Annotated in this window: 14 protein-coding genes and 1 tRNA gene; 3 read left to right on the top strand and 12 right to left on the bottom strand. The window is 33.4% G+C overall.

Annotated elements, in window-relative coordinates; genetic code table 11:
- The first annotated feature begins 2 nt into the window (after positions 1-2).
- Complete coding sequence (locus tag H611_RS0108665) at positions 3-1,271, top strand: MFS transporter (RefSeq protein WP_027137990.1); 1,269 nt, start codon at positions 3-5, stop codon at positions 1,269-1,271.
- Here the strand turns inward: H611_RS0108665 and H611_RS0108660 are convergent.
- Together H611_RS0108660 and H611_RS0108655 are read right to left on the bottom strand one after the other, a co-directional pair.
- On the bottom strand, positions 1,268-2,020 hold the full coding sequence (locus H611_RS0108660; RefSeq protein WP_027137989.1) for a UDP-2,3-diacylglucosamine diphosphatase: 753 nt from the start codon (positions 2,018-2,020) through the stop codon (positions 1,268-1,270). The genes H611_RS0108665 and H611_RS0108660 overlap by 4 nt on opposite strands.
- 185 nt (positions 2,021-2,205) lie before the next feature.
- The gene (locus H611_RS0108655) at positions 2,206-2,658 is read right to left on the bottom strand and encodes a 6-pyruvoyl trahydropterin synthase family protein (RefSeq protein WP_027137988.1); all 453 of its coding nucleotides are present in this window, start codon (positions 2,656-2,658) and stop codon (positions 2,206-2,208) included.
- A gap of 109 nt (positions 2,659-2,767) precedes the next feature.
- Between H611_RS0108655 and H611_RS0108650 the strand changes: the two genes are divergently transcribed.
- The gene (locus H611_RS0108650; protein ID WP_027137987.1) at positions 2,768-3,409 is read left to right on the top strand and encodes a 2OG-Fe(II) oxygenase; all 642 of its coding nucleotides are present in this window, start codon (positions 2,768-2,770) and stop codon (positions 3,407-3,409) included.
- A 104-nt stretch (positions 3,410-3,513) separates the two neighbouring features.
- On the opposite strand, the gene H611_RS14815 is transcribed toward H611_RS0108650, so the two are convergent.
- From H611_RS14815 to H611_RS0108615, 7 genes are all read right to left on the bottom strand, one after another.
- Complete coding sequence (locus tag H611_RS14815) at positions 3,514-3,684, bottom strand: hypothetical protein (RefSeq protein WP_169515992.1); 171 nt, start codon at positions 3,682-3,684, stop codon at positions 3,514-3,516.
- 27 nt (positions 3,685-3,711) lie between these two features.
- Complete coding sequence (locus H611_RS0108640; RefSeq protein WP_027137986.1) at positions 3,712-5,046, bottom strand: MATE family efflux transporter; 1,335 nt, start codon at positions 5,044-5,046, stop codon at positions 3,712-3,714.
- A gap of 274 nt (positions 5,047-5,320) precedes the next feature.
- Positions 5,321-6,274 carry a polysaccharide deacetylase family protein gene (locus H611_RS0108635; RefSeq protein ID WP_027137985.1) on the bottom strand — a complete coding sequence of 318 codons (954 nt, stop codon included), beginning with the start codon at positions 6,272-6,274 and terminating at the stop codon, positions 5,321-5,323.
- Between the two features lie 109 nt (positions 6,275-6,383).
- Positions 6,384-6,791: a hypothetical protein gene (locus H611_RS0108630; protein ID WP_027137984.1), complete on the bottom strand. Its 408-nt coding sequence runs from the start codon at positions 6,789-6,791 to the stop codon at positions 6,384-6,386.
- Between the two features lie 813 nt (positions 6,792-7,604).
- Positions 7,605-8,147, bottom strand: a complete 543-nt coding sequence (locus tag H611_RS0108625) for a hypothetical protein (protein WP_027137983.1) — start codon at positions 8,145-8,147, stop codon at positions 7,605-7,607.
- 306 nt (positions 8,148-8,453) lie between these two features.
- A complete protein-coding gene (locus tag H611_RS14160; RefSeq protein WP_051238771.1) occupies positions 8,454-8,987 on the bottom strand; it encodes a glycine-rich domain-containing protein in 534 nt (177 codons plus the stop codon).
- 12 nt (positions 8,988-8,999) lie between these two features.
- Entirely contained in the window at positions 9,000-9,626 is a 627-nt protein-coding gene (locus tag H611_RS0108615) for a TauD/TfdA family dioxygenase (RefSeq protein ID WP_169515991.1), read from the bottom strand.
- A 363-nt stretch (positions 9,627-9,989) separates the two neighbouring features.
- On the opposite strand from H611_RS0108615, the gene H611_RS0108610 reads away from it, so the two are divergent.
- Positions 9,990-10,063 (top strand) — tRNA-Ala (locus H611_RS0108610).
- Between the two features lie 354 nt (positions 10,064-10,417).
- Here H611_RS0108610 and H611_RS0108605 read toward each other — a convergent pair.
- The 3 genes from H611_RS0108605 to H611_RS0108595 all read right to left on the bottom strand — a co-directional run bounded on the left by H611_RS0108605 (position 10,418) and on the right by H611_RS0108595 (position 14,308).
- Positions 10,418-11,794, bottom strand: coding sequence for a TlpA family protein disulfide reductase (locus tag H611_RS0108605; protein ID WP_027137981.1), 1,377 nt, complete (start codon positions 11,792-11,794; stop codon positions 10,418-10,420).
- Positions 11,795-11,803: 9 nt separating this feature from the next.
- Positions 11,804-13,168, bottom strand: a complete 1,365-nt coding sequence (locus tag H611_RS14515; RefSeq protein ID WP_027137980.1) for a TlpA family protein disulfide reductase — start codon at positions 13,166-13,168, stop codon at positions 11,804-11,806.
- Between the two features lie 186 nt (positions 13,169-13,354).
- Positions 13,355-14,308, bottom strand: coding sequence for a DUF4465 domain-containing protein (locus H611_RS0108595; RefSeq protein ID WP_027137979.1), 954 nt, complete (start codon positions 14,306-14,308; stop codon positions 13,355-13,357).
- Positions 14,309-14,314: the final 6 nt, after the last annotated feature.

The raw sequence follows: 14,314 nt of genomic DNA, 5'->3' as shown, positions 1-14,314 counted from the left end.
TTATGGCTAAAACCGATCCTTATGCGGCCCTGCGAATTAAAGAGTTTAATATCTTTTTGTTGGTGCGTTTTGTGCTGGTGTTTGGCTGGTCCATGCAGTTTATTATTATTGAATGGCAAGTATATAGTTTAACTAAAGATCCCTTGTCACTTGGTGTTATCGGGCTTATGGAAATTATTCCAGCATTTACCATGGCTTTATTTGCAGGACATATTGTCGATCAGAAGGAAAAAAGGAACTTATTAGCACTATGTATTGCTGCGTTTTCGCTTATTAGTTTCGGATTATTTATTCTTACCTGGCCAATTGTAGTTGAGGATTGGGATACTAAAACAATATTGTATAGTATTTATGGTCTGGTGTTTTTTGGCGGGTTTTTACGGTCGTTTTTCGGACCTACCATTTTTTCATTGGTGGCATTAATTGTTCCTAAGAAAATATATCCTAATGCGGCAACATGGAATAGTTCGACCTGGCAAATGGCCGCGGTATTGGGACCTGCATTTGGGGGTTTTGCTATTAGCTGGCTAGGCGTTCACTGGTCTTTATGTATTATTTTTGGATTGGTCATGTTGTCTTTAATCATTCTGCTACAGATAAAGCCCAAACCTATTCTGAATCCTAAAATAGGCGAGCCTGTTGTAGATAGTTTAAAAGAAGGGGTACGTTTTGTATTTAAAACCAAAGCTATATTAGGAGCTATGACTTTAGATATGGTGGCTGTTTTGTTCGGTGGGGCCATTGCTTTACTGCCTGTGTTTGCGCAAGATATTTTAAAAGTGGGAAGTGAAGGGTTTGGAGTGCTGCGTGCGGCTCCTGCTGTTGGGGCTTTTCTAACTATGTTGGTTACCGCTTATATTCCAATAAGTAAAAATGCCGGTATGAAATTATTGGCTGCTATATTTGGATTTGGTATTTGTATTATCGTTTTCGGATTGTCTTCTGTGTTCTGGATATCGGTTTTAGCATTGTTTTTTAGTGGTATGACAGACGGGGTATCTATGGTTATTCGTCAAACTATATTACAGTTAAAAACTCCTGATAATATGCGTGGTCGAGTGTCGTCCGTAAACTCTATGTTTGTTGGGTCTTCGAATGAATTGGGAGCCTTTGAAAGTGGTTTAACCGCGAAACTAATGGGAACCGTCACGGCTGTTGTTTTTGGTGGTACAATGACATTAATAATTGTAATTGCCACGGGATTAGTTTCTCCAAGTTTTAGAAAACTGGATTTAACCAAAGATTTAGATGCACACGGTAAAGAGGATTAATATTCTTTTAATTGGAAGGTATCACCATCGAACATACCATAGGTGTAAAAATTAATCCAATCGCCCAAATTAATGTATTTAGAGTTATTGCCAAGGTCAATGTTTAATGGTAAATGCCTGTGACCGAATACAAAATAATCGCGATGTTTTTGTTCTAGTTTACGTCTGCAATAAAGTACCAGCCATTCGTTATCTTCTCCTAAGAATTTAGCATCTTCATCGCCTGAAATAAGTTTGTTTTTAACGGATAAATGTTGGGCCAATCTTACGCCTAAATCTGGATGTAACCATCTAAAAAGCCATTTACAAAATGGATTTGTAAATACTTTTTTCATGCGTTTATAACCTTTATCGCCCGGACCTAACCCATCGCCGTGTCCAATAAAAAAGGTTTTATTGTTAAATGTAAATTCTTGAGGTTTATGATAAACAGGAATATTTAATTCTTCTTCAAAATACCCATTCATCCAAAGGTCATGATTACCAACAAAGTAATAAATAGGAATACCTGAATCACTAATTTCGGCTAGCTTACCCAAAGTTCTTGTAAAGCCTCTGGGAACTACTTTTTTGTATTCCATCCAGAAGTCAAACAAATCGCCTAATAGAAAAATAGCTGCAGCATCTTGTTTAATTTCATCAAGCCAAGCCACAAATTTTTTCTCTCTTGGGCGGGACGCTTCTGCTGTAGGTGCCCCAAGGTGGTTGTCTGAGGCAAAATATATTTTTTTTCCTTTGGGAATTTGCATGCTGTAAATATAATATATTCCTGCTTAGTCTGGAGGAAATTTAGTTGGGACGATTTACTAAACGTTAATTGTTTTTGAAATTTTAGTAAGTAGTTGCGTTAAGGATTGAGCGTTTGTTGAAGCTCTTTTAATTGTTCTAAACAATTAAGAAGCGACTCGCGAAAGCCTGACCCTTGGGGAACGCCCTAAATATTATCGTAATCGTACCACTCGGCAAAGGAACTATCGGTTTCCTGGAGCTTTAAGGAGTGTAATGAAATATGGTTTGGTAAACGCTTTTTAATTTTTTTGGCAAAGTCGATAACCATCATTTCACTAGTAGGTTGATAGTCTACTAACAGGACGTTGTGACCGCGCTCTTCAAGTTCCTGAGCTAATTCTACATGCGGTGTGTTTTTATTAAAAACAGTGGCATGATCGAAAACATTTACAATTTCTTCTTTTACGATTTTCTTTAAATCACCAAAATCTATTACCATACCGTATTTAACATTTGCCGTGTCTCCAATGGGTTTACCAATGACCGTTACCGAGAGTTTGTAGCTGTGACCATGTACGTTTTTACACTTGCCGTCGTAGCCGTAGAGTGCATGTCCGGTTTCGAAAGAAAATTTCTTTGTGATGCGAATGAAGCTCATAGGATAAAATTTATTTTACAAAGATATTCATTTTGTTAAAGCAATCTGATTTTACATTACATTTGCGCACTTTTATTCGCGGTGAATAGATGGTTTTTATGGTTTATTTATGAGTCATCTTTTTGAGGCTTTGGATTTTTGCGAAAATCCACTTTACGAACAGATCATTTCTGACATCGGTAAGCAACAATATAGTATTGTTGAAAATTTTTTCTCTTTAGAGGAGGTCGACTTATTAAGGCAATCGCTTGTGATACGGCAAGAAGAAGATGCCTTTAAAAAGGCTGCTATAGGCAATAGAGTTAATGAATCTATTGTTAAATCGATACGTGGCGATCACATTTTCTGGATCGATGAAACGATTGCTAATACTTCGGAGCTACTATTTTTTAATAAGGTTAACGACCTAATCACTTATTTAAACAGAACCTGTTTTTTAGGTATTTTACATAAGGAATTTCATTATGCCGTATATCCGAAATCGACCTTTTACAAACGGCATATTGATACCTTTCAGAATGATGACAGGCGCAAACTTTCATTTGTGTGTTACTTAAATGAAGAAGGCTGGCTGCCAGAAAACGGAGGTGAATTGGTGTTGTATCTAAATGAAAATGGCCAGGAAACAGAAAAAATCATATATCCTTTTCCAGGTAGAATCGTAATTTTTGAAAGTCAGATTATCGAGCACGAAGTACGACCGGTAAATGCCGAACGATTAAGTATTACTGGCTGGTTGAAGACCCGCTAATTAGGGTCTTCTTCTTCGGTTAACTACATAAATAATTATTAATACGACAGCAAGTACAAGAAACAAACCGTTTCCGCTGATAAATGATAGGATATCCATAATGTTTATTGATTCTTTTTTTTGTTGTAATAGTAAATTGAATAGGCAATAATAACGAGTACGATAAAAGGTAGCATGGTACCTATAAACACACCAATTTCGTAGCCTTTATCTGGGGCATTTTTAATTTTTTCTTTAATATCTATTTCCTGAAAGAAGGTAATTAGTGAATACATGCTCTTTGATTGCGCTTCGTTACAAAGTTAATTTTTTTGCGAAAGTGGGATGAATAATTTTCTAAATTTTACAATTAGAGGGAATCCTCTGGAAATAATCCATAGCATAATTGCTATAAAAATGCCTTGCAATTTATAGTTGTAATTATCTGCAACAAATAAAACCGGCAGAAATACGAAGGTTGAAGAAAATAATAATAGGTTTCTTAAGAATTTCATCATTCCCAGTCCTTTAAACATCCCATCGAAAATAAATGCTAAGGCACAAAATGGTTGCATGATGAGTACAATCCAAAACGATTTATAGAACAAATTTAAAACTTCCGGTTCGCTAGAGAATAAGCGCCCTAGCGGATAATAAAATAGGGCGCCAAAAGCGGCTAAAATACAGCCAACTATAATTCCATAGGTAATAAGTTTGTTACTTAACTGGATGAGGATGTTATATTGTTCTCCACCATATAGTTTACCCGATAGAATATTGCCTGCACTGGCATAGCCATCTATAAAGAAGGCGCCAAAAAACCACAGATTAATACCAATGGTATATGCCGCAATATACTCGGGGCCGTAACCTGTAGCAAAGCGAGTTGCAAAATACAGGGTAATGTTAAGAGCTAATGTTCTAACGAATAAATTAAGAATCATGATAATGAACTTATTTATTTCCTTGTTTAATGGGAAGCTTAATTTTAATGGGATATCGGTTTTGGTTAATAGAAAATATGCCGAAAAAATAGCCATAGTAAATTGGGCTATTAAACTGGCGTATGCGGCACCTTTTATATTCATAGCAGGTATAAAATTTTCAATACCATAGACTAGAATAATATCTAGAACGATGTTTAAGGATGCACCAATAATAGCAATAATCATTGGGTAGTAGGTGTTTTGTAAACCTCTAAATGTTCCGAAAACGGCTATTGAAAACAGGGTAAATGGGAATCCGAATACTCTAATTTTATAATAGTCCGAGCAGTAATCTAAAATTAAATCGGAAGCATTATATAGTTTAAAAATAGTGTTTGTAAAGGGGAAGGTTAAACTGATTATTAGCAGACTTAAGGAGGTTATAATAAAAATAGCCTGGGCTGGTAAATTTTTTATTTTATGAACTTCATCGGCGCCCACATATTGTGAAACAATCGAAGAAATAGCACTACGAGTTTGTCCTAACACCCAAATAAGCATGGAGATAAAGGTGCCCACGATACCCACAGCTGCTAATGATTCGGTTGGATTTATATTTACGTTTCCTACAATAGCGGTATCTGTTATGGATAAAATGGGTTCCGAGATGCCAGCAATTAGTGCGGGAATAGCCAGTTTGTTTATGTTTTTAAAACTAATATCGTGACTCATTATTCAGGGACGCTAGAGGTTTAAGTCTGCGAAGTTCGTAAATATTTATCTTTTAGAATGATAATTGGATTGTTTAACAGACCAATGCTAATATAGAGTCATAAAAAAAGTATTTATGAAATACAATTGTTCGTTAAGGGGTGTCTCGTCTTTAAATATGGTAACATGTGGACTTGCTACGAAAAACTTGACAATTTGTTGAATGACTACGCTTAAATATAGCACATACCGCCCCTATGCCTTATATTTATGGTTGACATTTCGTTTTTTATACTCATTCGTTGTTTTCCTTCAAGATTCCTTCATACAATTCCATAATAGTTTTGGTGGAAGGTTCTTTCTTCATATTTTCATTCCGCTCCTTTTGCGTGGCCTGCCATCTGTATAACCAAGAAATCCCCCATTTTTTGAAATAATTATCTTTTTGTTGATAAACGTTATCAGTCAATGCGTTTTCTAGACTGATAAATTCATATTGCCTGTTTTTTAATTCGTTTATTAATTGAGGTAAAAAGTCTGCATTTAACTTGTTGTCGTGGCAAAGATAGATTTGTTTGATTGTTCGCTGATAATCTTCTTTTACAAGAGTCTCAAAAAAATCAAAATATTCTAAAGTTTTAGTCAAATAAGCCTCTCCGATTTCTTTCGCTTTTTTGAATTCTTTTTTATTTAAATAATGTTCGTAAACAGTATTGTACATCCAATCAGAACTCCCAATTGTAAATGGCGTAATTATATATCCTTTTTTTTGTAAAAAGTCCTTTATTTGTGCATGTTGAATAGAATCTTTTCCTAAATCGTTAAAAGGAAATCTAAAGTATTTAATGGGTTTTTTATACTTTTTAGCAAGTTGACGAGAGATAGATTCTCCATTCATTATTTCGTTTGCGAAAGAGTCGATTCCAGTTGTGGAATAGCTTAGATGGTTAAATGAATGATTACCTAACGTTATATATTCCTTTTGAATCCAATTATTTAAAAGTTCAAAGTTTCTAGAAATGGAATCAGTTTTGTAGATAAGTCCTTCGTTAATAAATATTGCTATAGGGATCTTTAATGAGTCTAATTTATTCAAAAGAACCGATTGATAGTTGTCTTTTTCGAATCGATTTGAATTGGGTACATCATCAATTGTAATCGACACCATTTTTTGACAATTAGCCAATTGATAAGTGATTAATAATACAGTTAATAGTAAGTTTTTGAAATTCAATTTATTAGGATTCATTAAGGGACATAGTTTGCACAAGTTAAAGATTAGGCTTTACATTGAATTTAGCATAATTTTTATATAGATTATTGTGTGTTGTTCTTTAGTGTTTTTTTTAGATTTTTAATTAGTCCTGATTTAAGTTTTCTAGTATAAACGAAAATTTTTCATTATTTCTTATCAAGTTCATTTGATTAGAGTTTTTGTTTTTATGCACAATGTCTCCTTTATAGAACAAATTCACGAACCAACCTGAAGTATTCATTCTTGGTTTGGAATTATTGTAAAAGCCTTCAAGCTTTATCCATTTATCCTCATTTGATAACCGTAAATAATAAGTACTTTTTTGATTAAAAGTATTTATAACTCTACCGTTGAAACTTGTTTCGTAATTTAATTCAATAGAATTCATATCTACATATAAGGTATAGACAACAAAACCAATTAATGATAAAAATAAAAAAAATACAGGCAAATAATCTTTGTCTCTGTATATTGGTTTATCCTCATATCTCGTAATCAATTTTGAATTCATTTTAATTTCTTTAAACTGTCAGCCATAAACATATCCTTTTTTTACGCACCATAAGGAATGTCTTGTCCTGAAATATGGCTACAGGTTAATAATACTTTTTAAGCTGCATTTTGGCACACATAATTAGGCGTTTTAAAATCTAAAGATAAATGTATTCTTATTTCGTTTTATAGATTACTAGCTTTTTTAACTCAGTTCTTTGTTAGGCTGTAGTTATTCTAATTCAATAATAATATTATTATCAGGATAGTTCGAAGAGTATTTGATTGTCAATGAATCCCCAATTTTATACGAATCATATTTATCTCTTTTGGAAAATGTTTTATAAACCTTTCCATTAGCAACAAAATCACATTTTAACAGCCATTATCCACTTCTTTTTGGAGGGTCACTCCATCATTTTTCAGATACAATACCAATAGTTTCTATTCCATTTTTATAAGGCAGACATAAATGTTATAGGGTTGTTTGTTGAGCTTGTTTTTACCTTGTTGGTATTAGTGGTGGGGTTAATTATTGATTTCATCAAATGGTTGAGGTCATAGGAATAGGTAAGTGCATTCACAATTTTTTAGCAAGTGGCTGGGCCTATTATAACTTATAATCATACAGATGCTGGTGAACACATTAATAAGGGTGTATCACAATTAGGATGCGGAGCAAGTTATATAGTATTGAATTAAAGATGAATCGTAGCTTCATCCCTAATTCAACACGTTTAAAAATATTAAAATGAGATAGTTAAAAAAAACAAATATTAACTTTGAGAAACTGGGCTAGTGCTTTTCATAGGATACTTTGTTGGCAATAGTTTTAATTTTTAGATTCGTTATATTTTTTAATAATATATTCAATATTTTTTTTATTTCCTTTCAGTGAATCAAATTCCTTTAAGATTTCTGGTTTGTCTTCAATTAGTTTTCGGATTTGAGTATGCGATTTTCCTCTAGAAAAAGTGTATCCAATACTTGAAGAATTAATTTCTGACCCATCTTTAGAAAAATAATAGGAAGGTGCTTGCCCTTGCAAATTACCCACTGAAATATATAAATTAATTTTTCCAGTTATAATTCTTTGCAAAAAATAAGTTTTATTAATTGATTCAAAAAAGCCTTTTCCATCAAAACCATCAATTGTCTGAAAAAATTTGACTTCACTGGGTTTAATAATTCTTTTTTTTTGTTTTTTTTCTTTAAACTTAAAATTATAACGCGCATATCCGTAATCCATCTTTCGCTTTACATTTCCATAAATTGTATCATTTTCAAAGGTTACAATATATTCTTTCTCTTGTGCATTACTTACTGTATGACATGAAATTAGGATGCCAATAACTAATATTATTATTTTTTTCATAGGATGATTCGATACTGATATTTATTAAAAAGTGTGATTTATTAGAAACATGTACCAGGTATAGGTTTTTCAATACAATTTCCAGCCCCATCGCAAACTGTTTCTGTTTCACAGCCTCCTTCATCCTTGGTACAAGAAATAAAGTTTAGGACAATAATTACTAATAGGATAATGTGTTTTAATCTAATTATTTTTTTCATTTTTTTTAATCTATGGTTTATAATTATTGCCAACGGCCGTGTGTATGGGGCGTAGCCATCCCGAAGGGTGGCTATGACCTATACATGATGTTAGCCTTTGTTATTTTTATTCTAATTTATTTGATGGACAAGCATTCCAACATCTGTTTTCACAGTCGTGCCAACATTTATTGTGTTCATCTCTTGCCATTTCTTCTCCAAACAATTCAAGGTACAAGTCTTTGGTGTTTTCAAAAGAGTTTTTAAGGTCTTGAGCGTCTTGGTCGCCACGCATTCCGAAATAAGGGTAGTGGTGCATATAACCGCCAAATAGTTTGTCACAGTCCTTATGATAAGACCTTGTGTCTAAAATATGGTAATGCCAAGTTTGGTCCATTATCTTATTTGGAACTATTCCTTTGCCATATACCATACAGAGGTTTAAATATCTTTTATACTCAATCTCTGCGCTGTCCACTTGTTCCGGAGTCCACCCCATACCTTCTTCAGTGTCTTGCAACTTCTTCTTAATTAGTTCAAAGTCCAATTCAGCGACTTCAGGAGCAATACCTTTTGCATTGATTAAAAAGGAAATTCTTTCTGGGCTAATTGGGTCTGGATAGATTAAGTCTGTCGCTGTGTGGATTACTGGTGCTTTCATATTTATTGAATTTTAAGTTCGAGAATACAAAGTTTTAGTTGGCTCAAAATCAGGATTAAGCCAATATCGTTTTAAGTTTCGTTCGCCAATGATTTCTGTTCTACCGTGAAAAATTCTGTGATTATCAATGACCAAAATATCGTTTTCTTCAAGACGTATTTTTACGTGCGAAGCGGTTTGAATTAAGTCTCGCCATTTCTCAAAAACAGGAAGTTCACGGTACTTTTCCCTTGCTAACCAAAACGAGTAATAAAATTTATGCTGTCCGTCAACTTCTCGTACTATCGGATTTGAATTTCGATTTTCAGGAAACATTTTGTGTTCGTAAACGTGAATTTTGGATAAAGCCAATTTTTCCTCTTCCGTCAATTCAGCGTAAACCTTTTCAGCATCACACAGCATTGATTGTCCGCCTTTTTCTGCTTGTTTTTTACAATGCCACAAAATGTACTTTGCCAAATGATTGTCTGTGTGAAAATCTAGGTACTTGTCAGACGTTACAAGACTTTTACTCTCTGAATTTGCAATTACGTCAGTCTCGTTTATTACATGTCCAAGTTGTGAAAGAATTTCGGTCAATTCCACGTCACTCTTGTTTGGAATATGGCAAAACCCTTTTTCGGCTAACTCGTCCTTCAAATATGTCACTACTGTCTCGGTCATTTTTTTAATAAAGGCTAACTTGTTTATATGAGTTATTGAATGACCTATAATTTTCCATATGGGAGGGATAAGAATGGTTTTTATAAATATATTATATACTTATCTCTTGTTAAACTCCCAAAATAAAACCATGGTCGATTTCTTACAAATAAATGAAAAATTTTCTAAAAGCAACAAGTTGTTCTTTCTTTAAATAAAAAATAATATGGTGGTGGGTTTTGGTGGTGGGTTTTTGCGTTAAATTGTATACATTTGCATCGAAATGCTGTTAAATGCATTGAAACACAATATCACTTAAAAGTGATAAAACATCAGTAAACATAGTGTTTATGGTGATTTGGGGATGTAGCTCAGTTGGCTAGAGCGCTTGACTGGCAGTCAAGAGGTCGTCGGTTCGAGCCCGATCTTCTCCACGTTGTTAAAAAGGCCTTCAATTTCATGGAGGCTTTTTTTATTTAGAGCTCCTGTTTCTTTCAAGTTTTTAATATATTTTTTTGGGAAGGGTATTGTTACCGAGTCTTATTAGGATTCTTGCTGGACCGGTTAGGAAATACAGGTTGCTGGAAGTTGTTTTTAGTGGTATAATCATCTTACCGAATCGTTTTAGAATAGATCCATTTACTAATTCAAATAAACGACCTATTCTCTTAGATGAGAATTTAATCTAATAAAAGAATAACAATTTTATTTTGTAATATGAATCTAAAAAAAGGGAAGCTAATAGCTTCCCTTTTAGTTGGTAAAATAATTTAGTGTAGTTGTTGGTGTTATATGTTTAAACTATTAAAAAGCTCTTTTAAAGCACTGTCTGAAGGTCTAGGAGCACTGGCTTTTACAATATTACCTTGTGGATCCAGTAAAATAAAACGTGGAATTCCCGTGATTTTATAATCGGTAACAAATTTTGAGCTAAAATCGTTATCGGCAATTAGCTGAACACCTTCTAGTTCTTTCTCGGTTACCATCTTTTTCCATTTATCTTTTGTGTCTTGTTTATCTACCGATATACTAACGAATTCAATGTTTTTGTCATGATATTCTTTTTCCAACTCTTTTAAGAATGGAATTTCTCGTTTACAAGGTGCGCACCAAGTCGCCCATACATCAATATAAACGTATTTACCTTTAAAGTCGTTTAAAGAAACAGCTTCACCTTCAAAACTTTCGTAGTTTTCAAAAGTAGGAGATGGCTGTCCGGGGTCTAATACCTTTAATGTTTCAAACAAAGCCTTTGCTTTGGTTTTGTGGTTTTCGTTTGTAGACTTGCTTAAAAAGGCTTTTAAATCGCCTTCTTTGTCTAAAGAACGCGCTAAGGTCATTGCAATATTATTATACATTTCTGTATTTCTAATAGTGTCGTTTTCTATACTGGATAAAGCTTTATCCTGGGCCTCTTTGTAAGACAAGGAATCTTTTTGATAGAATGCATACATTTTATCTGAAATAGAACGACTTACAAATCGGTTGTAGTCCTGACAATAGAGGTAATCGGCTCCGTTATTTAATGCCATGTTATCAATATCCTTTTTAAACGATTCAGAGGCATTAAACTCATTGTTTTTCGTATAATATCGATGCATTCTTTCATAGCTTTCTTTTTTATAAAGGACACCGTAATTAATGGCACGCAGCTCTTTGGCTTCAATCGATTCAGGTAAGTTTTTAACAGAAGTCAGTTTTTCTCTATAGTCATCTGCTATAGAATTAACTAATTCTTCAAAAGCTGATTCTTCTAGTAAATAATGTTCGCTTCGATTTTCCATAAAAGAAAAATCTTTATGGTTCTTGTAAGCGAAGTAATTATTTAAATCTTTAAAATCTCCTGTAAATTTAACTGAACTTGTAAAGTCTTTAATGTTTGCAGTTAGGATAACTTTAGCCCCTTTTTCTAAATAGGATGTGATTTGATTTTTTTCAAATCTAAATTGAAAAGTCCCGTTGTTTTCAATATAAAGGGTATCGAGAATAGTTCCATTTTTTTTTACAGGAACCATTTTTGAAAACCCACTGAAGGAGGAAACTAAAAATTCGTTTGCTTTATAGTTATCTACTTTACCTGAAAGTACCACATAGTCTACAGGGATTTCTTGTTTACAAGACCAAAGTCCGGCGATAGCCAAGACAAAAGTTAAGCTCTTTTTCATAGTGTTTTTTTATATGTGTTTTTTAATTAAATTTTCTAATTCACCGTTTAACGGAGCAGGGGCAAATACGTCTACGATATTAAAATCTTTATCGATAACGAAGAATCTTGGAATACCAGAAACTTTATAGTTTGCAAGTTCATTTCTGAAAATGTGAAACTGGTTGCCTTTTGGTTCGTGAGATTCGAAGTAATTAAGCCATTTCTTTTCGGTATCTAATGAGAGTGAAATAAATTCAATTTGGTCGTTAGATTCATATTTCTTTTCTAAAGCTTCAAAACTTGGTTTTAAGCGCATGCATGGACCACACCAGGTTGCCCAAAGGTCGATTACAATCACCTTTCCTTTAAAGTCACTTAATTTTACAGTACTACCGTCTAATTTTGTAAACGTAAGATCTGTGGCGGGCTGACCAGCCGATATGGATTCGTACTGTTTTTGTTCTTCTAAAATGGCAGCTTTGTAATCTGGATTTTTAATATTTTTTAATTCCGTATTTAATTTTTTTATAAAAGTTGAAGTATAACCTTCGTTTTTAAATCCATTAATTAAATTACCTGTTAAAATATATTCCTGAAATTCAGGTCCGAATTCTGCAAGATTGTGTTTTGCCTTAAATTCTTCTTTTCTGATTTCATATAATAATGTTTGAAAAACTTCTAATTGTAAGTATGATGTGTCGTCGATGTCTTTTAAATAATCATCAACAAAAGGAATGTAGTAATCTTTAGCTTCCTCTACTAATGATTTAATGTCTTTGCGTTCAATAAGGCCTTCTCGAGCTTGGGCGTAAAATAAATATTGAATTTTTAATAGGGAGTTTACGTAATCGAATTTAATACGCGCTTTTTCCAGACGCTTAAATTCTTCAGAAACATTTTTAAGCTGCTCTAAAGCAGTAATTTTTTTATCGGTTAGATTTTTAAAAACTTCGGGAGCTTCCTTATAATCTTTGATTTTAGAAACCTCTTCCTGTAATGGCCAGTAAGATCCGGCTTTAGGGTAAGTAACTTGCGTCAGGTAGTTGTTAGCTTCAGATCCGGTACCAGAATAGGTTGCCGTACGGCGTGTTTCTCCGTCTAAGGTAGCGACTAGACTATCACCAGGGCTTAGAAATAGAAAAGTTCTTCCAATTTGAAAATAGGCCGGTTTTTCTAATTCAAATTTATAGTAAAAATTGGTGTCCTTGTTTAAAGCTATATTATGAACTTCCTCTTTGTAAATCATGTTTTCGGAAGTGATATTTTTCATATATAAGGTGTCTTGCTCATAGTTAGCATAAGTACCTTTTAAAATAACGGTGTTGTTCTTACTTTCATTGGTACAGCTGAAGCAGCTGATAATCAGAACAATTAAATAAAGAGATTTTTTCATGTTTTTTTGTGAGGTGTGAGGTGTATTTTTAAAACGGGCAAATTTTAGGGTAGTATTGAGATATTAGTTATTTCAAAACGTTATTTCAAAAATAATCCTAACCTCATAGGTCATGTGAGAGGTTAGGATTTTTTATGTATTTAGCTGTAAACATTAGTGCAATGTTTTTTATACAGCGTAGTTATTTTATTGTTTTAAACGGATACCGTCTAAACAGAAATATGGAGCATAAAGCATGTTGCCTTGGTCGTCCACATAAGACGTTTCCATTTTGAACAGTACTTTATCTACTTCTCCTAGAGATGTTAAATCTACAGCTAACCAATCGTCTGCCACAAAATTATATTCTGGATTTTGTGGATCTGTTTCAGGGTTTGCCGATAAGTAGAAATCTACGGTTCCAGTAGGTGTGCCATTAAGAGAACCTTCAATAATTAGTTTTAAGTAACCAGTGGCAAGATTAGGATTTCCGGTTTCTCTTCTTTCTAATTCTTGATGTCCTTTAATATGTACAACAGATACATCGTTTGGTCCAGGTAAATAAAATCTTCCTTTAACAGTTCTATCCGCAATATTACGATTCGAAACTGGATTCCCATCTATTAAATATGCTTGCGTAGTTTGGTCGAAAGTGCCAGAATACACCGATCCATATTTTTGAAGTAAATAATTATAGGTATTGTTAGCAACTAAAACATGTTCTACAACAGTTGGTCTATCTAATGTAATAAAAGCATTATCATCTTTAGCATGTCCTACAAGATAATTCTCCGTTCTATTTACATAAAACGTATAGGCACTAAAAATACATGAGTCGATAGCTGCTTGCCTGTCTTCAGGGCTTAAGTTAGTCGGTGCAAAATCCGGACTTAAACTCCATGGATATGATCTCCAGGATTTATTTGAAAGTGCAAAACCTGAAAAATCTCCATTTCCGTTGTTTACCACATTAGCGGTAACAGCTCCAGATTTAATTGATTCCTGAGGAATGTTATACGTAAATCTTCCTAAAGCTAATTCATTAAAATTAACATCGTTAGGTTCTGGTATAATTACATCTAATTTGTCTTCGCAAGAAAAAATAGATAAAAAGCCTGCTACGAATAAGACTTTTAATATGTTGGTGTGTTTAAATTTCATAATTAT

The organism is Gaetbulibacter saemankumensis DSM 17032, assembly GCF_000425645.1.
In the GTDB taxonomy this organism is placed as follows: Bacteria; Bacteroidota; Bacteroidia; order Flavobacteriales; family Flavobacteriaceae; genus Gaetbulibacter; species Gaetbulibacter saemankumensis.
The sequence above is the reverse complement of the archived record's forward strand: the minus strand, read 5'-3'. Positions and strand labels throughout refer to the sequence as shown.

Excerpts from the sequence above, each read along its gene's own strand:
- H611_RS0108665 (WP_027137990.1), top strand. The coding sequence starts at position 3 with ATGGCTAAAACCGATCCTTATGCGGCCCTGCGAATTAAAGAGTTTAAT.
- H611_RS0108660 (WP_027137989.1), bottom strand. The coding sequence starts at position 2,020 with ATGCAAATTCCCAAAGGAAAAAAAATATATTTTGCCTCAGACAACCAC.
- H611_RS0108655 (WP_027137988.1), bottom strand. The coding sequence starts at position 2,658 with ATGAGCTTCATTCGCATCACAAAGAAATTTTCTTTCGAAACCGGACAT.
- H611_RS0108650 (WP_027137987.1), top strand. The coding sequence starts at position 2,768 with ATGAGTCATCTTTTTGAGGCTTTGGATTTTTGCGAAAATCCACTTTAC.
- H611_RS14815 (WP_169515992.1), bottom strand. The coding sequence starts at position 3,684 with ATGTATTCACTAATTACCTTCTTTCAGGAAATAGATATTAAAGAAAAA.
- H611_RS0108640 (WP_027137986.1), bottom strand. The coding sequence starts at position 5,046 with ATGAGTCACGATATTAGTTTTAAAAACATAAACAAACTGGCTATTCCC.
- H611_RS0108635 (WP_027137985.1), bottom strand. The coding sequence starts at position 6,274 with ATGAATCCTAATAAATTGAATTTCAAAAACTTACTATTAACTGTATTA.
- H611_RS0108630 (WP_027137984.1), bottom strand. The coding sequence starts at position 6,791 with ATGAATTCAAAATTGATTACGAGATATGAGGATAAACCAATATACAGA.
- H611_RS0108625 (WP_027137983.1), bottom strand. The coding sequence starts at position 8,147 with ATGAAAAAAATAATAATATTAGTTATTGGCATCCTAATTTCATGTCAT.
- H611_RS14160 (WP_051238771.1), bottom strand. The coding sequence starts at position 8,987 with ATGAAAGCACCAGTAATCCACACAGCGACAGACTTAATCTATCCAGAC.
- H611_RS0108605 (WP_027137981.1), bottom strand. The coding sequence starts at position 11,794 with ATGAAAAAGAGCTTAACTTTTGTCTTGGCTATCGCCGGACTTTGGTCT.
- H611_RS14515 (WP_027137980.1), bottom strand. The coding sequence starts at position 13,168 with ATGAAAAAATCTCTTTATTTAATTGTTCTGATTATCAGCTGCTTCAGC.
- H611_RS0108595 (WP_027137979.1), bottom strand. The coding sequence starts at position 14,308 with ATGAAATTTAAACACACCAACATATTAAAAGTCTTATTCGTAGCAGGC.